The organism is Actinomadura sp. RB99 (assembly GCF_014706005.1).
GTDB lineage: Bacteria > Actinomycetota > Actinomycetes > Streptosporangiales > Streptosporangiaceae > Spirillospora.
The window spans coordinates 1-19,439 of record NZ_JABMCA010000077.1; the positions used below are offsets into that span (position 1 = coordinate 1).

20 protein-coding genes are annotated in these 19,439 nt (G+C 75.3%); 11 read left to right on the top strand and 9 right to left on the bottom strand.

What is annotated here, in order from left to right; all coding sequences use genetic code 11:
• The first annotated feature begins 94 nt into the window (after positions 1-94).
• Entirely contained in the window at positions 95-238 is a 144-nt protein-coding gene (locus amrb99_RS40970) for a hypothetical protein (RefSeq protein ID WP_190866751.1), read from the top strand.
• Here amrb99_RS40970 and amrb99_RS40975 read toward each other — a convergent pair.
• Positions 235-636, bottom strand: a complete 402-nt coding sequence (locus tag amrb99_RS40975; protein WP_190866753.1) for a BlaI/MecI/CopY family transcriptional regulator — start codon at positions 634-636, stop codon at positions 235-237. The genes amrb99_RS40970 and amrb99_RS40975 overlap by 4 nt on opposite strands.
• Positions 637-736: 100 nt before the next feature.
• Complete coding sequence (locus tag amrb99_RS40980; protein ID WP_190866755.1) at positions 737-2,149, bottom strand: PLP-dependent aminotransferase family protein; 1,413 nt, start codon at positions 2,147-2,149, stop codon at positions 737-739.
• 47 nt (positions 2,150-2,196) lie between these two features.
• Between amrb99_RS40980 and amrb99_RS40985 the strand changes: the two genes are divergently transcribed.
• Complete coding sequence (locus amrb99_RS40985) at positions 2,197-3,381, top strand: MFS transporter (RefSeq protein ID WP_190866757.1); 1,185 nt, start codon at positions 2,197-2,199, stop codon at positions 3,379-3,381.
• A gap of 128 nt (positions 3,382-3,509) precedes the next feature.
• The gene (locus amrb99_RS40990) at positions 3,510-4,274 is read left to right on the top strand and encodes an enoyl-CoA hydratase/isomerase family protein (RefSeq protein ID WP_190866759.1); all 765 of its coding nucleotides are present in this window, start codon (positions 3,510-3,512) and stop codon (positions 4,272-4,274) included.
• 37 nt (positions 4,275-4,311) lie between these two features.
• Here amrb99_RS40990 and amrb99_RS40995 read toward each other — a convergent pair whose 3' ends face one another.
• Both amrb99_RS40995 and amrb99_RS41000 read right to left on the bottom strand, forming a co-directional pair.
• Positions 4,312-5,130 (bottom strand): SDR family oxidoreductase, encoded by an 819-nt coding sequence (locus amrb99_RS40995; protein ID WP_190866761.1) that lies wholly within the window; start codon positions 5,128-5,130, stop codon positions 4,312-4,314.
• A 12-nt stretch (positions 5,131-5,142) separates the two neighbouring features.
• Positions 5,143-5,904, bottom strand: coding sequence for an SDR family oxidoreductase (locus amrb99_RS41000; RefSeq protein WP_190866763.1), 762 nt, complete (start codon positions 5,902-5,904; stop codon positions 5,143-5,145).
• Between the two features lie 26 nt (positions 5,905-5,930).
• On the opposite strand from amrb99_RS41000, the gene amrb99_RS41005 reads away from it, so the two are divergent.
• The 5 genes from amrb99_RS41005 to amrb99_RS53515 all read left to right on the top strand — a co-directional run bounded on the left by amrb99_RS41005 (position 5,931) and on the right by amrb99_RS53515 (position 10,505).
• Complete coding sequence (locus amrb99_RS41005; protein WP_190866765.1) at positions 5,931-6,848, top strand: SDR family NAD(P)-dependent oxidoreductase; 918 nt, start codon at positions 5,931-5,933, stop codon at positions 6,846-6,848.
• On the top strand, positions 6,845-7,336 hold the full coding sequence (locus tag amrb99_RS41010; RefSeq protein ID WP_347257068.1) for a nitroreductase family deazaflavin-dependent oxidoreductase: 492 nt from the start codon (positions 6,845-6,847) through the stop codon (positions 7,334-7,336). The genes amrb99_RS41005 and amrb99_RS41010 overlap by 4 nt, the downstream gene beginning before the upstream one ends.
• Positions 7,337-7,441: 105 nt before the next feature.
• Entirely contained in the window at positions 7,442-7,975 is a 534-nt protein-coding gene (locus tag amrb99_RS41015) for a PadR family transcriptional regulator (protein WP_190866766.1), read from the top strand.
• A complete protein-coding gene (locus amrb99_RS41020) occupies positions 7,972-8,712 on the top strand; it encodes an ABC transporter ATP-binding protein (protein ID WP_190866767.1) in 741 nt (246 codons plus the stop codon). Before amrb99_RS41015 ends, amrb99_RS41020 begins: the two co-directional genes overlap by 4 nt.
• A 5-nt stretch (positions 8,713-8,717) precedes the next feature.
• A complete protein-coding gene (locus amrb99_RS53515; protein WP_347257069.1) occupies positions 8,718-10,505 on the top strand; it encodes an FtsX-like permease family protein in 1,788 nt (595 codons plus the stop codon).
• 9 nt (positions 10,506-10,514) lie between these two features.
• Here the strand turns inward: amrb99_RS53515 and amrb99_RS41030 are convergent, their stop codons facing one another.
• Genes amrb99_RS41030 through amrb99_RS41040 form a run of 3 tightly spaced genes read right to left on the bottom strand, consistent with a single transcriptional unit; the run spans position 10,515 to position 13,826 of the window.
• Complete coding sequence (locus amrb99_RS41030) at positions 10,515-11,549, bottom strand: phosphotransferase (protein WP_190866768.1); 1,035 nt, start codon at positions 11,547-11,549, stop codon at positions 10,515-10,517.
• A gap of 5 nt (positions 11,550-11,554) precedes the next feature.
• Positions 11,555-12,634: a TIGR03857 family LLM class F420-dependent oxidoreductase gene (locus amrb99_RS41035; protein WP_190866769.1), complete on the bottom strand. Its 1,080-nt coding sequence runs from the start codon at positions 12,632-12,634 to the stop codon at positions 11,555-11,557.
• A 1-nt stretch (position 12,635) separates the two neighbouring features.
• Positions 12,636-13,826 (bottom strand): cytochrome P450, encoded by a 1,191-nt coding sequence (locus amrb99_RS41040; RefSeq protein WP_190866771.1) that lies wholly within the window; start codon positions 13,824-13,826, stop codon positions 12,636-12,638.
• A 157-nt stretch (positions 13,827-13,983) separates the two neighbouring features.
• Here amrb99_RS41040 and amrb99_RS41045 point away from each other — a divergent pair, with 157 nt between their 5' ends.
• From amrb99_RS41045 to amrb99_RS53520, 3 genes are all read left to right on the top strand, one after another.
• Complete coding sequence (locus amrb99_RS41045; RefSeq protein ID WP_190866772.1) at positions 13,984-15,711, top strand: class I adenylate-forming enzyme family protein; 1,728 nt, start codon at positions 13,984-13,986, stop codon at positions 15,709-15,711.
• 152 nt (positions 15,712-15,863) lie between these two features.
• A complete protein-coding gene (locus tag amrb99_RS41050) occupies positions 15,864-16,622 on the top strand; it encodes a GntR family transcriptional regulator (protein WP_347257070.1) in 759 nt (252 codons plus the stop codon).
• A gap of 105 nt (positions 16,623-16,727) precedes the next feature.
• Complete coding sequence (locus tag amrb99_RS53520; protein ID WP_190866774.1) at positions 16,728-17,396, top strand: PaaI family thioesterase; 669 nt, start codon at positions 16,728-16,730, stop codon at positions 17,394-17,396.
• Between the two features lie 19 nt (positions 17,397-17,415).
• Here the strand turns inward: amrb99_RS53520 and amrb99_RS41060 are convergent, their stop codons facing one another.
• Entirely contained in the window at positions 17,416-18,819 is a 1,404-nt protein-coding gene (locus amrb99_RS41060; protein WP_190866776.1) for an alpha/beta hydrolase domain-containing protein, read from the bottom strand.
• Between the two features lie 87 nt (positions 18,820-18,906).
• A complete protein-coding gene (locus amrb99_RS41065) occupies positions 18,907-19,362 on the bottom strand; it encodes a MarR family winged helix-turn-helix transcriptional regulator (protein WP_190866778.1) in 456 nt (151 codons plus the stop codon).
• Between the last annotated feature and the right edge of the window lie 77 nt (positions 19,363-19,439).

The following is a 19,439-nucleotide window of genomic DNA, read 5'->3' on the forward strand; positions in this document are numbered from 1 at the left end:
CCGAGAACGACGAGCGGCTCCTGCGCGACCTGCTGGAACGCCCCCGGACGTCCGAGGCGTCCGAGCCGCCCGGGGCGCCCTAGCGGGTCTGCGCGTGCTCGATCTGCTGGCGCCCCCGCCGCCGCGCCGCCGGTGGCTCGTCGTGGCCACGGCGGCGCTGGTCGTCCTGTCGGTGTGGGCCGCCAACGACGGCGCGATCGACCTGCACCAGCTGATCGAGCACGCGCAGACCCGCTAGGGCGCCCCGGGCGGCTCGGACGCCTCGGACGTCCGGGGGCGTTCCAGCAGGTCGCGCAGGAGCCGCTCGTCGTTCTCGGTCAGCTCGGAGACGAACCGGGCCAGCACGCCGGGCCGCTCGGCGCCGCTGCGGTCGAGCTCGGTGCGCATGCGGCGGGCGGTGAGCGCCGCGGTGTCCTCCACGGCGGCGCTGTAGGCGTAGGTGCGCCCGGCGCGGACCCGGAGCAGCAGCCCCTTGGCGTGCAGCCGGGCGAGGATCGTGGCGATCGTCGTGCGGGCCAGGCCGTCGCCGAGGGCGACGCGGACGTCCCGCGCGGTCAGCGGCCGCTCGGCGGCCCAGATCGTCTCGAGCACCGCCGATTCCAGCTCTCCCGAGGGGCGGCGCGCTGCAGAGGTCACGGGCCCGAGTGTGCCACACGGCCGGCGGCGAACCCATGGACGGAAGATGGACGGCACGCGTCGGCACGGAGCGGCACGAGTCGGCGCGGGCCGGCGCGGGTCAGCGCGGTGCGAGCAGGTCGCCGACGGCGGCGATGCCCGCCCGGACGGCCCGCTCTCCGGTGTTGCCGAACCCGAGCACGAGCTGCACCGGGGTGTCCCCGCCGTCGGCGCGGCACATGCTCATCCCGTGCAGGCCGACCCCCCGCGCGTGGGCCGCCTCGACCAGCGCCGCCTCGCCGCCGGGGGCGTCGAGGTGCGCGACGGCGTGGAATCCGGCGTCCAGGCCCGTCACCCGGACGCCGGGCGCGTGCTCGGCGAGCGCCGCGAGCAGCGCGGCGCGGCGCGCGGCGTACACCGGCCGCATCCGGCGCAGGTGCCGGTCGTAGCGGCCGGACTCGATGAGCCGGGCGAGCGCGAGCTGGTCGAGCGCCGGGGAGCCGCGGTCGTTGAGCAGCTTGTGCTCCAGGACCGCCGCGCCCAGCGAGGGCGGGGCGAGCATCCAGCCGAGGCGCAGCGCGGGCGCCAGCGACTTGCTCACCGTGCCGATCGAGACGACCCGGTCGGCGGCGAGGCCCTGCAGCGCGCCGACCGGCTCGCGGTCGTAGCGGAACTCGGCGTCGTAGTCGTCCTCGATGATCATGGCGTCCCGGTCCGCCGCCCACGCGATCAGCTCCAGGCGCCGGCGCGGGGCCATGACCACGCCGGTCGGCCACTGGTGCGCGGGGGTGACGACCACCGCGCGGGCGCCGGTGGCGGCGAGCGCCCGCACGTCGACGCCGTCTCCGTCGACCGGCACCGGCACCGCGTCCAGCCCCGCCCACGCGGCCGCGGCCTCGGTGGAGCGGGGGCCGCCGGGGTCCTCGTAGGCGACCGTCCGCACGCCCGCCCGGGCCAGCGCGCTGAACGCCAGCACCAGCCCTTGGGCGTGGCCGGAGCAGACGACGATCCGGTCCGGCTCCGCCGCCGCGGCCCGGACGCGCCGCAGGTACCCGGCCAGGACCTCGCGCAGGGCCGTGGCGCCCGCCGGGTCGCCGTAGTCGAGCGCGGCGGTCGGGATCGCCCGCCCCGCCTCGCGGACCGCCCACAGCCAGTCGGCCATCGGAAAGGACCCGAGGTCGGGCACCCCGGGACGGAAGTCGGCGATCAGCCGGGCGGGCGGGGGAGCGGGCCGCGCGGGCGCCGCCGGGACCGGGGGCGCCGCCCCGGCCGCGACGCGGGTGGCCGAGCCGCCCCGCGTGGCGAGGTAGCCCTCCGCCCGCAGCTGGGCGTAGCACTCCTGGATCAGCCCGCGCGAGATCCCCAGCGTCCGGGCCAGCTCCCGGGAGGACGGCAGCCGCTCCCCGACCCGCAGCCGCCCGCCCCGGATCGCGTCCCTGACCTGGCGTTCCAGCTGGCAGCGCAGCGGCTCGGCGGACGCCCGGTCCAGCGCCAGCAACAGTTCGGGGGACGAACCGGACCACTCCAGCGGCATGGAAGTGGAGCTTATCGGCGGTCCGCCCGGTCCGTAGCGTGATCGGCATGACGACGACGCACTGCCCCGAGGCCCCCGCCCCCCCGGCGCGACCGGCCCTCGTGACCCGCCCGCTGCTGCTGCGGTTCGTGTCCATGCTCGGCGCGGCGATCAGCTTCTACCTGCTGCTGTCGGTGGCGCCGCTCTACGCCCAGGGTGCGGGCGGGGGCGGCGGTGCGGCGGGCCTGGCGACCGGCGCGCTGATGTTCGCGACCGTGTGCGGCGAGTTCGGCACCCCGTGGCTCATGAACCGGTACGGGTACCGGGCCGCGCTCGGTGCCGGGCTGGTGCTGCTCGGCGCGCCCGCCCTCGTGCTGACGGCGTCGTCGAGCATGGCGTGGATCGTCCTGGTCTGCCTGCTGCGCGGCCTCGGGTTCGCGGTGACGGTGGTCGCCGGCGGCGCGCTGACCGCCTCGCTGATCCCGGACGAGCGGCGCGGCGAGGGGCTGGCGCTCGTCGGCATCGTCGCGGGCGCCCCGGCGCTCGGCGCGCTGCCGCTCGGCGTGTGGTCGGCGCGGCACTTCGGGTTCACGCCCGTCGCCGTCGCCGCGGGGCTCGCCGCCCTCGTCGCGGTCGCCTCCGTGCCCGGGCTGCCGGACGGCGAGCGCGGCGGCGGGCGGGCCGCCGGGATGCTCGCCGGGCTGCGCACGCCGGCGCTGTCGCGTCCCGCGTTCGTGTTCGGCGCGTCCGCGCTGGTCGCCGGCATCATCGTCACGTTCCTGCCGCTCGCCGTCGCGTCCGCGTCCGCCGGGGTCGTCGCGGCGGCGCTGTTCCTGCAGCCGCTCGCCTCGACCGTCGCCCGCGTCGCGGCGGGCCGGATCGGCGACCGGCGCGGGGCGGCCGGGCTGGTCCCGCCCGGCCTGCTCCTGTCGGCGGCCGGCGTCCTGCTCACCGCGCTCACCCGGCACGATCTCGCCGTGATCGCCGGGGTGACGGTGTTCGGCGTCGGGTTCGGGCTGCTGCAGAACGCGACGCTGGCCCTGATGTACGAGCGGGTGCAGCGGTCCGGGTACGGGACGGTCAGCGCGCTGTGGAACGTCGCCTACGACGCGGGGATGGGCGTGGGCGCGCTCGGTTTCGGGCTCGTCGCCGGGTGGACCGGCTACCCGTGGGCGTTCGTCCTCACCGCGGCGCTGCTGGTGGCGGCGCTGCCGGTCGCGCTGCGCGACGTCCGGGCCGTCCGCGAGGGGTGACCGTCCGCGAGGGGTGACCGTCCGCGACCGGTGGGCGGGCGTCCCGCTCACCGGGCCCGGTGCCCGCGCCGGAGCGGCAAATATTGTATCAAGTATCTCCAGGTAGAGATCTTGAGGAGGAGCGGGCGATGACGGAGACGCTGCGGATCGAGGACGACGGCGCGGTGCGGACGCTGGTCTTCGCCCGCCCCGAGGCGGCCAACGCCTTCAACGAGGAGCTGTACCATGCCGCCGCGCGGGCGCTGCGGGACGCCGCGTCCGACGACGCCGTCTCGGTCGTGCTGCTGACGGGGGAGGGCCGCGCCTTCACCGCCGGGACCGACATCAAGGAGATGGCCGAGATCGCCCGCGACCACGCCGCCGGGCGCTCGGACCAGGAGATGGGCAGCGGGTTCATCGCGCTCGTGGACGCGCTCGCCGAGTTCCCCAAGCCGCTGATGGCGGCGGTGAACGGCTCCGGCGTCGGCCTCGGCATCACCATGCTGGGCCACTGCGACGTGGTGCTCATCGCCGAGCACGCGCGGCTGATGGCGCCGTTCGCCGCGATGGGCGTCGTCCCCGAGGCGGCGGGCAGCTACCTGCTGCCCGCGCGCATGGGCCACCAGCACGCCGCGCTCGCGCTGTTCACCGGGAACTGGATCACCGCCGAGGAGGCCGTGCGCTGCGGCCTCGCGCTGCGCGCCTGCCCGGCGGAGACGCTGCTGGAGACCGCGCGCGGCATCGCCCGCGAGATCGCGGCCAAGCCGCTGGCGTCGCTGGTGGCCACCAAGGAGCTGATCCTCGCGCCGCGGCGCGCGGAGGTGCGGCGCGCCCGCGAGCGCGAGGACGCCGCGTTCGCCCGCCTGCTGGGGGAGGCGGGCGCCGACGGCCGCATCGCCGCGCGGCTCGGCTGACCCGCCGGACGCGCCCCTTCCGCCGATCGGGCCCGGGTCACTCCTCCGCGGGCAGGCCGCGCAGCGCCGCCTCGCCGAACAGCGGCTCGAAGACCGAGGAGTAGTCGGGGCCCCGGCGCAGGTGGTGGCCGCCGTCCACGTTGAGGATCTGCCCGGTGATCCACGACGCGTCCGGGCCCGCCAGGAACCCGACGGCCGCGGCGATGTCCTCCGGCTCCCCGACCCGGGCGAGCGGCATGCAGGCCAGGTAGTCCTCCAGCACGGGGCCGGTGTCGGCGATGCCCGCCACGAGCTCGGTGCGGGTCAGCCCGGGGCGGATCCCGTTCACCCGGATCCCCGCGCCGCCGAGCTCGTCGGCCGCCAGCCGGACGAGGTGGTCCACGGCCGCCTTCGACACCCCGTACGCGCCGAACCAGCGGTGGGTGTTCGACGAGGCGATGGACGAGATCGCGATGATCGAGCCGCCGCCCGCGCCCGCCATCGCCCGGGAGGCGTGCCGGATCGTCAGCATGGTGCCGGTGGCGTTCAGCTCCATCGTCGCGCGCCAGGCGTCGAGATCGAGGTGCCCGATCGGCCCGATCGAGCTGGACCCGCCCGCGCACGCCACGGCCGTCCGCAGCGGCCCGCGCTCCGCCGCCGTCCGGACGGCGTTCGCGACCTGCGCGTCGTCGGTGACGTCCGCGACGACGTACCCGATGCCCCTGCCCGCCTTCGCGGCGGCCTCTCGCAGCCGGTCCTCGGTGCGCCCGCAGATGGTGACCGCGGCGCCCTGCTCGGCGAGCCGGACGGCGCATCCCAGCCCGATCCCGCTGCCGCCGCCCGTGACCAGCGCCGCCGTTCCGTCCAGGTTTCCCATGTCGTCTCCTCTTCAGCGGTCGACGGCGGTGGTGCCGCCGTCGACCGTCAGGTGCGTGCCGGTGATGAAGGACGCCTCGTCGCTCATGAGGAACCGGACCGCCGCGGCGACCTCCTCCGGTCGGCCGAGCCGGCCGACCGGAGCCTTGGCCTCGAAGAGGGGGCGCATCTCGGCCGGCACGTCCGTGCTGAGCATCGGGGTGTCGATGTAGCCGGGGCAGACGGCGTTGACGCGGACGCCGTCGCCGGCGAGCAGGTGCGCCATCGAGCGGGTGAGGCCGAGCATCCCCGCCTTGGACGCGCAGTACGACGGGATGAACAGGCTCCCGACGAACGCCTCGATCGAGGCGATCCCGACGATCGCCGAGCCCTCCTGCGCGCGCAGGTCGTCCAGCAGCGCCTGGGAGAGCAGCGCGTGCGCCCGCAGGTTGACGTGCTGGACCGCGTCCCAGCGGGCCTCGTCGAGGTCGCCGACCGCGGCCGGTCCGGAGATCCCGGCGGCGTGGACGAGTCCGCCGATCGGGCCGAGCGCGGCGCGGCTGCGCTCGATCGCGTCCGGGAACGCGGCGGCGTCGGTCACGTCGATGCCGACGGCGAGGGTCGCCGTCCCGGTGTCGGCGGTCACGGCCGCGGCGACGCCGGCGGGGTCGGTGCGGTCCCACAGGGCGACCGGGCGGCCCACCTCGGCGAGGGCGCGGGCGCAGGCGGCCCCGATGCCCGAGGCGCCGCCGGTGACGACGACCGCGGTGCCGGGGGACGCGCTGCGGACCGCCATGGCGACTCCTTGATACTTGATACTTGATGCAAGTTCGGATCGAGATTAGCGTGCTCGCGACCCCGCCGACAGGGGCGGGACGGTGGACGCTGGAGGGTGCCGTGCGGGACCTGCGCGGAAGGGCGGCGGCCGTGACCGGCGCCGGAAGCGGTATCGGACGCGCGCTCGCGGTCCGGCTGGCGCGCGAGGGGGTGCGCCTGGCCCTCGCCGACATCGACGAGGAGGCCCTCGCGGAGACCGAACGCGCCTTGAGCCCCGGCACCACGGTCGTCACGCAGGTCACCGACGTCGGCGACGAGGAGTCCGTGCGGACGTTCGCCGACCGCGCGTTCGCCGCGTTCGGCGAGGTGCGCCTGCTGTTCAACAACGCGGGCGTCTACATGGGCGGGCGCATGTGGACGCGTCCCGCCGCCGACTTCGAATGGACGCTGCGGGTCAACCTCTGGGGCGTCCTGCACGGCGTCCGCGCCTTCGTGCCCCGGATGATCGAGCAGGGCGGCGAGGGGCACATCGTCAACACCTGCTCGGTCGCCGGGCTGTTCGCCGGTCCCGGCGCCGCGCCCTACACCGTCTCCAAGTGGGCGGCTTTCGCGGCGACGCTCAGCCTGGCCCAGGAACTGGCGCTGGAGAACTCGCCGCTGGGGGTCTCGGCGCTGTGCCCGGGCGGCGTGCGGACGCGCATCCACGAGTCGGAGCGGGGGCGTCCCGCCGGGCTGGCGACCGAGCCGGGCGAGGACTCCGCTTTCATGGAGGAGGTGATCGCCGCCACCGTGGCCGGCGGCATCTCCGTAGAGGACGCGGTGGAGGCGACGCTGAGCGCCGTCCGCGAGGGCCGCTTCCTCGTCCTCACCCACCCCGAGTACGAACCGGGCCTCGCCGAGCAGGCCGAGGCGCTCGCCGCCGGGCGGCTGCCGCGCCTGCCCGACTACGAAGGAAAGGGATGACGATGCCGCCGAAGGGGACCGCCGCGCCCAAGGGCCTGGACTCGCCGATCGTGCCGAAGATCCTCAAGGTCATGTCGCGCGTCAACATCGCGGCCTACCGCGCGACCGGCGGGCGCGTCGGCGGGACGTGGCGGCTCGGCAGCGCCTTCCGCAAGGGCGTGCCGATCTGCCTGCTCACCACCAAGGGGCGCAAGACCGGCCGCCCGCGCACGCAGCCGCTGCTCTACATGCCGGACGGCGACCGCGTCGTCATCGTGGCGTCCCAGGGCGGGCTGCCCAAGGATCCCCTCTGGTACCTCAACCTGCGCGCCGACCCGCGCGTGACCGTCCAGGTGCGGCGCGACGTCCGCCGCATGCGCGCCCGCACCGCCTCGCCGGAAGAGCGGGCGGCGCTGTGGCCCCGCCTGGTCGCCGTCTACGCCGACTTCGACAAGTACCAGTCCTGGACGGACCGCGAGATCCCCGTCGTCATCTGCGAACCCGCCTGACACCGGCCGCGGCGGCGGCGGCGAGGCGGGCGCTCGCCGGGCGGCCTCCGGTTGACGCCCCTGTTGGCTAACCGCTATTCATTAGCTAGCCGTTAGGGGTGGTGCATGCAGGACGCGGTGCTGGCGATGCTCGCGAAGGAACCGTCGCACGGTTACCGCCTGCGCGAGCGGCTCCGGCGGGCCCTCGGGCCGCTCGGGGAGTCGATGAACGCGGGCCAGGTCTACGTGACCCTGGCCCGGCTGGAGAAGCAGGGGCTCGTCGCGTCCGAACACGCCGACGGCCTGCCCGACCGGCCGGACCGCAAGGTGTACGCGCTGACACCGGCCGGGCAGCGGCGGGTCGCCGCCTGGCTGAGCGAGGTGAACTGGCCGAAGCCGAACCTGGCGGAGTTCCACCTGAAGCTCGCCGCCGCGGCCGCGGGCCGGCTCGCCGATCCGGTGGAGCTGGTGGACGCGCAGCGCCGCGAGCTGCTGCGCCGCCTGAACGAGGTGCAGCGCGCCGTGCTGGCCGAGCCGGACGGGTCGACCGCCGGCCTGCTGCTGGAGGGCGTCGCGCTGCGGCTGCAAGCGGACCTGCGGTGGCTGGAGTCCTGTGAGCGCGTCTGGTCGACGCTTCGAGACGGAACCGGGGACGCATGAACGAGGCGGGCGCCGTGCTGCAGAGCCGCGGCCTGTGCAAGGAGCACGGCCAGGGGCAGGGGCTGGTCCGGGCGGTCGACGAGGTCGACCTGGACGTCCCGGCGGGGCAGATGCTGGCGGTGACCGGCCCCAGCGGGTGCGGGAAGTCCACGCTCCTGCACCTGCTGGGCGGCCTGGAAAGGCCCAGCCGCGGGGAGGTGCGGCTGGCCGGCCGGCGCATCGACACGCTGAGCGAGCGGGCCCTGGCCCGGTTGCGGCGCCGGTCGGTCGGGTTCGTCTTCCAGGCGTTCCACCTCGTGGAGGAGCTGTCGGCGAGGGAGAACGTGGAGCTGCCCGTGCTGCTGGCCGGCCGTTCGCCGCGCGCGGCCAGGCGCCGGGCGGCCCTGCTGCTCGAGCGGGTCGGGCTCGCCGACCGCGCCCGGCACCTGCCGTGGGAGCTGTCGGGCGGGCAGCGGCAGCGGGTGGCCATCGCCCGCGCCATGGCCAACGAGCCGCTGGTGCTGCTGGCGGACGAGCCGACCGGGAACCTCGACACCGCGGCGACGCTCGACGTGCTGCGGCTCTTCGAGGGGCTGCGCGCCGCCGGGCAGACCCTCGTCATCGTCACGCACGACGAGCGGGTCGCGGCGACCGCGGACCGGGTGGTCTCGATGCGCGACGGGACGTTCGTCGACGACACCCGGCTGGCGGGCCGGGCCGCCGGGGGGCTCGGGGACATGCTCGGGCTGGGAGAGTGAGCCCCGTGGGCCGCGTCCTCGTGGTGCTCCGCCTCGTCGTGGCGGACGTGCGCCGCCATCCCGCCCAGGCCGCGATGATGCTGCTGGCGATCACCGCGGCCACCGCCACCCTGTCCCTGGGCATGTCGCTGCGCGGTGCGACCGACGCGCTCTACCTGCACACCCGCGCCGCCACGGCCGGGCCGGACGTGGTCGCGCTCGCCCCCGGCGGCGACCGGGCCACGTCCTCGGCCCTGGCGTCGCTGGCACGGGAGCCCGGAGTCGTCGCTCATGGCGGGCCGTACCGCCAGTACTACACGACCGCGACGGCGCACGGCGCGACCTCGGCCGCGGTGGTGCAGGGCGCCGGCGCGGCTCCTGGGCCGGTCGATCGCCCGCTGGTCACCTCGGGCACCTGGGTGCGTCCCGGCGGTGCGGTGGTCGAGCGCGGCTTCGCGTCCGCCCTGGGAGTCGGGGTCGGCGACCGCGTGACCGTCGCCGGCCGATCGCTTCCCGTCACCGGGATCGCCGTGACGACGGCGCACCCCATCTACCCCGGGGCGCAGATGATGGGCCCCGGCGGCGGCCCGAGCGACTACAGCGGCCTGGTCTGGATGACCGTGGCGGACACCCGGGCGCTCGCCGCCGCCGACCTCCCGGCGACCTCCCTGCTCTACCTGAGACTGCGGGACCCCGCCGCCGCTCAGGACTTCGTCGCCGCTCGCCGTCACGTCAGGGAAGAGCACCCGACGAACTTCTTCACCTGGCAGTTCATGGCGGAGCAGGACGCGGACATGCTCCGCCAGAGCCGGTCGGTGCTGGTCATCGGAAGCTGGCTGCTCGCCCTCCTGGCCGTCGGCGGGGTGGCCACGCTGGCGGCGGGACGCGCCACCGGTCAGACCCGGCGGGTCGGGCTGCTCAAGGCCGTCGGCGCCGCCCCCGGGTTCATCGCCGCCGTCCTGCTCGCCGAGTACCTCGCGCTGGCGCTAGTCGCCGACGTGCTGGGGCTGGTGATCGCCCGGCTGGCCGCGCCCGGCCTCGCCAACCCCACCGCGAGCCTGCTGCCCGCCGCCGCGGGCCCGACCGGTGACACCATCGCCGCCACGACCGTCCTCGCCCTGGCCGCGGCGGTCCTCACCACCCTCGGCCCGGCGCGGCGCGCCCTGCGCACCGAGACCGTCACCGCGCTGGCCGACGGCGCCCGCCGGCCCGCCCACCGGGCCCGGCTGAACGGGCTGTCGGCGCTCCTGCCGACCCCGCTGCTGCTCGGGCTCCGCCTGATCGCCCGCCGGCCCGGCCGCGCCGTCCTGCACGCGTGGAGCATCGCGGTCATGATGATCGGCGCCACGGCCCTGCTGATGGCCCGCGTCCAGCCCGACTACGACTACGGCCTGGGCTCCTCCGCCCTGGGCAACGTGCAGGCAGAGCAGGGCCACCGCGTGATGCTGGCCGTCACCGTCGCCCTGGCCGTGCTCGCCGCGGTGAACATCGTCACGATCACCTGGACGACCGCGCTGGAGGCCAGACCCGTCATGGCGATCGCGCGGACGCTCGGCGCGACCCCCGGGCAGATCACGGCCGGGCTGTCCGCCGCGCAGCTCCTCCCGACCCTGCCCGGCGCCCTCGCCGGCGTCCCCTTGGGGATGTTCCTGGTGCTGCTCTTCTCTCCTCCGAACGTCGCCGTTCCTCCCGTGTGGTCGCTGTTCCTGCCGGCGCTCGCCGCCCCCCTGGCGACGGCGGCGCTGACCGCCGTGCCCGCGCGCCTCGCGGCCCGCCGGTCCGTCGCGCGGACCCTCGGCACCGAGGCGGCCTGAGCGGCGGGGTCAGACCAGGCCGAGCGAGCCCAGGTCCCGGATCGCGGCGCAGGACCGGGTCGCCATGGCGAGGAACATCCGGTCGCCGCGCTCGGTCCGCGTACCGTACGCGCAGCCGAGCACCGTGATCAGCGGGCCCTGGAGGGCGGCGAACCGGTAGTCGTCGAAGCACTCGTCCAGGCCGTAGCCCTCCACCCCGTACCCGGTGAGCGCCGCGTGGTAGGCCGCCACCAGGGACCGCTCGTGCTCCGCGCGGGCGCCGGGGTCGAGGCTCGTGCCCAGGAAGAAGGCGAGGTCGCGCAGGGGGTGGCCGATGCTGAGCGTCTGCCAGTCCACCGCCGTCGCGCCGCGCTCCGGCGCCGGCGGGAAGAGCAGGTTGTCGAGCCGGTAGTCGCCGTGGACGAGGCCGAAGCGCTCGGGACGCGCCGTCACCCACGCGGCGACCGCGCCGGCGGTCTCGCGCAGCGTCCGGACGTCCCCGTCGCCGAGGTCGGCGGCGAACCGGTCCGCGAAGGTCTCGACGGCGGGCGCGAACACCTCGGCCAGCGTCGCGGCGTCGTCCGCGCCGACCGCGCTCAGCCACGGCAGGTCCGCGAGCGTCGGATCGCACCAGCGGGGCCCGTGCAGGCCCGCGAGGTTCGTCACGGCGTCGGCGGCCTGCTCCGGCGTGCAGCCGGCGAGCTGGTCGCCCTGCGCTGCCGGATGCAGGTCGTCGAGCAGCAGGACGAACGCCGTGCCGTCCTCGGACAGGGCGCTGTAGTGGCAGCGCGGTGTCCGCACGTCGACGGTGGGGGCGATGTCCTGGTAGAAGGACACCTCGGCGCGGTAGGCGGGGCCGAGGAACGCGCGGGTCGCCTCGTCCTCCGCCGCCATCTTCGCGACCAGGCGGCGCGGCACGCCGGCGGCGCCCTCCAGCCGGAGGCGGTAGCACGCGCCGATCTGCCCGGAGCCGACCTTCTCCCAGGCGACGGAGGTCACCGGGGCCTCGAAGATCTCGCTGAGCGCGGCGGGCGTCAGCCCGGACGGGCCGTCGATGACGGGCACGGGGGTCAGCTCCGTCCGGGGTTGTGCCGGGCCGTGCGCGCGGGGCCCTCCGGCCTGACGTCCCGGTAGGCGGCCACGACCGGTTCGGCCTCGGACGGCGTCACCCCGTGCAGGATCACGCCGTCGGCGCCGGCGCCGAACTGGTCGAGGACGCGCCGCGCGCACGCCTCGGCGGTGCCGGTCGCGGAGGCGGCGAGCCACTCGTCCGGGATGAGCGTCGCGACGTGCTCCAGCTGCTCCGCCGTGCCGACCGCGTCGAACGCGCCGGGGAAGCCGCTCACGAGGTCGTCCGCGCGGAACCGGGCGAGCGGCGCCGGGTCCCAGCCGTTCACGCGGACGAGCAGGTCGCCGTACCCCTGGAGGTAGGTGGCGAACCGGCCGACGAGCTTGCGCAGCCGCTGCTCCTCGTCCAGGTGGTCGCCCACGGTGGCGAGGACCGACCAGACGCGGACGCTCGCGGGGTCGCGCCCGGCGCGCTCGGCGCCGCGCCGCACGGCCCGCACCGAGCGGTCCAGCGTCTCGTCGGTGAAGAAGGTGTGCAGGACGACCCCGTCCGCGACCCGCCCGGCGAATTCGAGCGTCCTCTCGCCCATCGCGGTGAGCAGGATCGGGATGTCCTCGTCGAAGGCGGCGTCCTGGTTCAGGTACGGGAAGTCGCCGGCGGGCCCGTGGTGGCCGACGACCGCCTCGCCGCGCCACAGCCGCCGCATGATCCCGATGAAGTCCTCGAGCTGCGCGGACGTCACCCGCGGCAGGCCCATCACGTCGAACAGCAGGTCGAACCCGCGGCCGAGGCCGAGCGCGAAGCGCCCGCCGGTGAGCCGGTGCATCGTCGCGGCGAACGTCGCGGTGACGAGCGGGTGCCGGGTGTTGTGGTTGGTGGCCGCGGTGGCGATGCCGAGCCGCTCGCTCACCGCGCCCGCCGCGCCCGACAGGGTCGCGGCGTCCTTGGTGGCGAAGCGCTCGGACAGGAACACCGAGCCGAGGCCGAGCCGCTCGCCGTCGCGCACCTGGCCGAGCAGGTCGCGGGGCGAGGACGCGTGCCCGGCCAGCCCGTAGAAGCCGAGTTCCGGCAGGTCGTCCACGTCAGGCGCCCAGCGGCGCGGACGGGGTGAACCTGACCTTGAACGACTCGTAGCCGGAGACGAAGTTCGCGGCCCGGTGGGCGGGCTCGCCGTCCTCGATCGGCTCGATGTCGGGCAGCCGGGCGAGCAGCCGCTCGAACATCACCTTCAGCTCCAGCCGGGCGAGGCTGTTGCCGAGGCAGAAGTGCGGGCCGTTGCCGAACGCGATGTGGTCGTTGGGGGTGCGCTCCACGTCGAAGCGGAACGGGTCGTCGAACACGTCCGCGTCCCGGTTGGCCGACGGGTACAGCAGCAGCACCTTGTCGCCCTCGCGGATCGTCCGCCCGCCGAGCTCGACGTCGCGGGTCGCGGTCCGGTTCATGTTCTTGATGGGGGAGACCCAGCGCAGCATCTCCTCGACCGCCGTCGGGATCTTCCCGGGGTCGTCGATGAGCGTGCGGCGCTGGCCGGGGTGGAGGCACAGCTGGTACATGCCGCCGGAGATGACGTGCCGGGTGGTCTCGTCGCCGCCGATGAGGATCAGCAGCGACTCCTGGAGCAGCGAGTCGTGGTCGAGGTGGTCGCCGTCGATCTCGGCGTGCACCAGGATGCTGAGCAGGTCGTCGCGCGGTTCGGCGCGGCGCAGCTCGACGGCCCGGGTGGCGTACTCGTTGAACCCGTTGAACGCCTCGCCGGCCTTGACCATCAGCTCCAGGTCGTCGCCGCCGGTCAGGGCGCGGAGCATGTCGTCCGACCATTCCAGCAGCTTCTGCCGGTCCTCGGGGGCGAAGCCGAGCGCGTCGCCGATCACGATCAGCGGGAGCTGGGCGGCGATGTCGTGGACGAAGTCGCACTCGCCCTGCTCGCAGACGCCGTCGAGGATCTCGTCGCAGATGCGGCGCAGGTAGGCCTCCTGCGCGGCGACCCGGCGCGGGGTGAAGCCGGCGCTGACCAGCTTGCGGCGCAGCTTGTGCTCCGGGTCGTCCATGTCGATCATCATCGGCATCGCGGCGTTGTCGGGCCGGATGCCGTGCGCGCTGGAGAACGCCTCCGGGTTCCGGGACACCGCCTTGACGTCGGCGTGCTTGGAGATCCCCCAGACGCCGCCGTTCTCGTCCCGGTACACCGGCTCGTTCTCGCGGATCCAGCGCAGTTCCTCGTGCGGGTCGCGGCCCCAGAACTCGCCGCTGACCAGGTTGATCGACTCGTGCATCGTGCCATCTCCACCAGTAGCGGGGGCCGGTCGGCCCGGCCCGGCGTGTGCGGTTCGCGCCCGACGGATCGAAATGAGACTGCCGTCTCATCCTTTCGTAGACTTGATGTTATATACAAGAGGTGACTCGACCCGGCGGCCCGACGGGAAGTGATCGATGCCCACCCCCCTCACCCTGGCGTGGCGCGGCGACGAGCTGCTCGACGACGGCATGCGCGAGCTGCTGTGCGGGCCCGGCGCGATGTTCGAGCGCCGCGTCGAGGACGTGCTCGGCGTCCCGACCGAGGTGTTCGCCCAGCGGGCGCCGCACGTCCCCGCCATGCTCGCCGGCGCCGCGTCCGGCACCCCCGGCCTGACCTACCTGGCCTTCGCCGGCGCGCCGGACCGCGCCGTGACGTTCGCCGAGGCGCACCGGCTGGCCGCCGCGTACGCCCGGGTGCTGTCGGCCCGGTACGGGATCGGCAAGGGCGACCGGGTGGCGGTGGCGGCGCCGAACGGGCTGGAGCACATCCTGCTGTGGTGGGGGACGCTGTCGCTCGGCGCGATCATGGTCGGGCTGAACGGCTGGTGGACGCCGCGCGAGCTCGACCACGGCATCGGCCTCGCCGGGCCGTCCGTGCTGTTCGGCGCGGGGAAGCCGCTGGTGCGCCTCACCGAGACCCGCGCCGCCGCCGACGGTGTTCCGGTCGCGTCCCTCGACGAACTGCACGCCGCCGCACTCGCGCTGGAGGATCCGCCGGCCGCGCTACCCGACGCCGGGATCCGCGAGGACGACCCCGCGGCGATCATGTTCACCAGCGGGACGACCGGACGCCCGAAGGGCGCGACCATGTCGCACCGCAACTTCGTGCACTTCGGGCTGTTCGGCGGGCTCGGCGGCGCCGTCGCCGCCCTCACCGGCCCGCCCGGCCGGAGGCAGGTGCCGGACGGCGTCCAGCGCGCCTCGGTGTTCGCCAACCCGCTGTTCCACGTCTCCGGCGCCTGCCTCGCGCTGGCGAACGCGCCGCTGTTCGGGCTCAAGCTCGTGCTCCCGCCGCCCGGCCGCTGGGACGCGGAGGCCGCGCTGAAGCTCACCCACGACCACGGGCTGACGCAGTGGACCGGCGTCCCGACCCACTTCTGGCAGATGCTGACCCATCCGCGGTTCGCCGAGTACGACACCTCGCGGGTCACGACGATCGGCAGCGGCGGCGCCACCTTCGCGCCCGAGCTGGTGCGGCTGTTCGAGGAGAAGCTGCCCGGCGCCGGCATCACCAACGGCTACGGGGCGACCGAGACGACCGGGACCGGCACCTTCCTCAACGGCAGGGAGCTGGACGGGCACCCCGCCTCGGTCGGCGCCGCCGCCCCCACCATCCGCGTGCAGGTCCGCGACGAGGGCGGGAACCCGCTGCCCGAGGGCGAGGTCGGGCGCGTCCACATCGGCGGCGCGGGCGTGTTCCTCGGCTACTGGGGCGACGAGGAGGCGACGGCGGAGGCGCTCACGCCGGACCGCTGGTACCGCTCCAGCGACTTCGGCCGGATCGTCGACGGTGTGCTCTACCTGGAGAGCCGGATGCGCGACCTCATCATCCGGGGCGGCGAGAACGTCTATCCGATCGAGATCGAGTACCGGCTCGTCGAGCACCCCGGCATCGCCGACGCCTGCGTGATCGGCGTCCCGCACACCGTCCTCGGCCAGGAGGTCAAGGCCGTCGTCGTCCCCCGGGAGGGAGCCCGCCTCACCGAGCGGGAGGTGCGGGACTGGGTGGCCGCGGCGCTCGCGCCCTTCAAGGTGCCCGCGCACGTGGAGTTCCGCGACGCGCTGCCCTACAACGAGACCGGCAAGGTCATGAAGCGGCTCCTGGAAGAGGCGCCGGCCCCCGTGCGCGACCATGCGATCTGATAACGGCTACAATATATTCTTTGTGCGCCGGGCGCGGGGGTGCGCGGCCCCGGCGGACGCGCCGGACCCGCGGGCCGCCGGACGCGGGGAGTGCGCGCTGCTAGCTTTGCGTTGCGTGCCGGGCGGTGTCGGACCGCCCACCGGACCTAGGGGTGAGGACGATCCCGCGGAGCCAGGAACCCGAGCTGCGGGGCGCCGGCATGACGGACGGGGCCGACGTGCTGCCGGGCCAGAACCTGTCCCGGCTGACGAGCGGCGAGCAGGTCCGGCTCTACCTGCGCCGGCTGATCTTCGACGGCGTGCTGCGGCAGGGCCAGCGGGTCCCGCAGGACGCGGTCGCCCGCGCGCTCGGGGTGTCGCGGATCCCCGTCCGCGAGGCGCTGATCGCGCTGGAGCGGGAGGGCTGGATCACGATCATCGCCCACCGCGGGGCGTTCGTGAACGCGCTCGACGAGCCGTCGGTCCGCGACCACTACGAGCTGTACGGGCTGTTCTACGGCTTCGGGGCCCGGCGCGCGGTGGAGCGGCAGGGCGCCGAGCTGGGCGAGCGGCTCGCGCCGCTGCAGAAGGAGATCGCCGCGTCCGGCGACGCCGAGGTCCTGCAGGACCTCACGGCGCGCTTCCACGGCCTCGTCGTGGAGGCCGCGCAGTCGCCCCGGCTGCGCAACATGCTCAAGCAGATGACCGGCATCGTCCCCGGCAACGTCTTCGAGCTGGTGCCCGGCGTGGCGGCCGCGGAGAAGCGCGGCACCGCCGCGATCGTCCGCGCGATGAAGAAGGCCGACGCGCAGGCCGCGGAGCGGGAGTACGTCGAGATGCTGCGCGCCCAGGGCGACCTGGTCGTCCGGCTGTTCCGCGGCCGGGGCATGTTCGACCGGCCGGACGACGGCGCGGCGCCCGCCTCGCCCTGAGAACGTCCCGGCCTCAGAACGTCCCGGCGCCTCCCGCCGGGAGGGCCGGCCCGTGCCGGGCGCGGCCCGGCCGCCTGCCCGGCGGCCCGAGCGACGATGGTTGAGGTGCCTGTGACGAACACGTCCGAATCCCCGCATCCCGCGCTGGAGGGCCGCGAAGACGAGTCCGCGGCGCTCATGGCCGCCGTCCGGCGCCTCATCGCGGCCGCCACGGCGACGACCGCGCCCGCGGACGCGACGCTGGCGGCGGCGCGCGAGCTGGAGTCCGTCGCGGACGCCCTGGAGCGGCACGTCCCCGACCCGCCGCTGCCGAAGACGCTGCTGCACCTCGCCGACGACGGCCGCACCGACTTCGCCGGGCGCCTGTCCTACGACGTCGTCATCGGCCGGCACAACCCGATGGCGCTCCCGCTGGAGGTGGCGTTCGAGCCGCCGAAGGCGCTGCTGCGCGGCACGTTCACCCGCCCGTACGAGGGGCCGCCCGGCTGCGTGCACGGCGCGGTGATCGCGGGCGCGTTCGACATCCTGTGCGCGGCGGCGAACTTCGTCGCGGGGGCCACCGGCCCGACGGCCCGGCTGGAGATCGTCTACCGGCGCCCGACCCTGCTCGGCGAGCCGTGCCTGTTCGAGGGCGAGGTCGAGGCGCGCGAGGGCAGGCGGGTGCGGACGGTCGGGCGGCTCCTGCAGCGCGGCCGGGTGACGGTCGAGGCGACGGGCGACTTCGTCCACCTGGACCGCGAGACCATCGCCCGAATGGCCGCCCAGATGGAGTGACGCGGCGGCGCGGCCGGGGTCAGGACGGGAAGGACGCGGCGGCGACCGCGACGATCTCGTCCAGGTCGGCGGCGAGCAGGAACCCCGCCGCGACGGCCCGCTCCGCCGCCGCCCGGAACGCGGGCAGGTAGTCGCCGGCGCCGCGCGGGTACAGCCGCCGAAGCGTCGCGCCGTCGAACGGGCGCGTCGAGCCGAACAGCAGCGCGGCGCCCGGCGCCGCCTCCTGGCCGAGGCCGGAGAGCACCGCGACGGGGACGTCCACCCACGGCGTCCGCACGCCGCCGGCCGCGATGCCGTGCCCGTCCGTCCTCAGCCGCACCGGTTCGCCCGGCTCCAGTTCGAGGCGGCCGGCGGACGCCGGGGGAGCGCCCGTGCGCACCCAGCGGTCCAGCGCGGCGATCGCCGCCTGCGCGACGTAGTGCTGCTGCGGGCCGGAGTTGATCGGCAGCGGGAACGCGGCGCCGAGCGGTGCGGAGCGCGGCGCCATCATCGCCGCGAGCTCGTCCGGGCGGCGCCGCCCGGAGTCGCGGAACGCGGCGTCGATCGTGTAGGTGTCGGCGTGCGCGGCGCCCGCGACCTCCCAGAGCCGGAACCGCTCGCCGTCCGGCTGCCGCGATCCCGCCGACCGCAGCAGCCCCGCCACGTCCGTCTCGCTCTGCACCGTGATGACGGGCGCGTCGGCGTCGGTGCGGATCCGGACCCGCCCCGCGCGCGTCTCCCAGCGGGCCCCGTCCAAGAGCGCCGGGCCTCCCGCGCGGCCGTGGATCAGGTAGCCGTCGTAACCGCCCGCGACGGGCGCGACCGCGTTGACGAACGTGACGAGATGCGCGGCCGACTGCGACTGGCCCGCGGCGAGCACGCGGGACGCGCGGAGCGGCCCGAGCAGGCCGCCCTCCTCCCGCGCGAGCCGTCCCGCCTGCGCGAAGACGTCGAACGAGAACGCGTTGCCCGGATGGTCGAGGGACGCGTACCGCTCCGGGTCGGTCCTCTTCAGCGGCGGAAGCGTGATGGAGGAGAAGTCGCCCTCCGCGGCGCTCAGGCGCGAGAACAGCGACTCGCCGTCGATGGAGTCCCGCTGCGCGGAGACGCCGATCCAGGCGGCGCCGTCCCGGACGAGCTGCCGGTGCGTCGTCAGCCAGCACGCCGGGGCGTCCGCACCGGACGAGACGTTGAGCCATTCGACGACGACCGTCCCGCCGAACGCCGCCGGATCGGCCGGGCGGTGCACGACCAGGCGCGTCGTGAAGGGCGCGCGGCGGCCCGGACGGACGGGCCACACGCCGTCGTCGCCGGTCGCGCCGGCGGGCTCGTAGGCGGTGGCTTCGCCGGAGGCGAAGAACTCCGCCGTCGTGTACCCGTGCTCGCCGAGGTCGAAGAACGTGGAGATCAGGGACGGGGGGCCGTCCACGAGCCGGACGTCCATTCCTTCGGTGTCCTTTCTCGCCCCGGGAGGCGCGGGCCGGCGACGGGGGAGCGTCAGGGGGCGGGAGAGGGGCAAGGGCGGGGAGCGTCAGGGGCGGGGCCAGGGACGTCCGCTCAGCCGCTCGATGTCGGTGTTGAACCGCTTGAGGCAGTCGGCGAAGGTCCGCACGTCCTCCGGCGGCCAGTCGGCCATGATCTTGTCCAGGCTCGCGACGATCCGGGCGCGCTCCTCCTCCAGCCGGCGCTCGCCCTCGGCGGTGATGCGGAACTTGCGGGCGATGCCGCCCTCGGGGTCGGGGATGCGCTCGGCCAGCCCGGAGCGCACCATGGCGGAGGTCTGCCGGTTCAGCGTGGACTGGTCCAGGCCGAACGCCTCGCTCAGCTGGCGGATCGACATCGGCCCCTCGACCCGGATGCGGCTGAGCAGGATGTAGGCGCTGCGCTCCAGGTGCCCGGCCACGCGGGCGGAGCCGCCCGCGAACTCCAGGCTGTGCCGCCCGAGCAGCATGGTCTCGTACTCGACCCGGTGCGTCGGTTCGTCCATGGTGCCTCCGATCCGTGCCCCCGGGATCGGCCCTCCGGGTGCGTCTCCTGCTTATCACAGCGGATATGCGCGATACA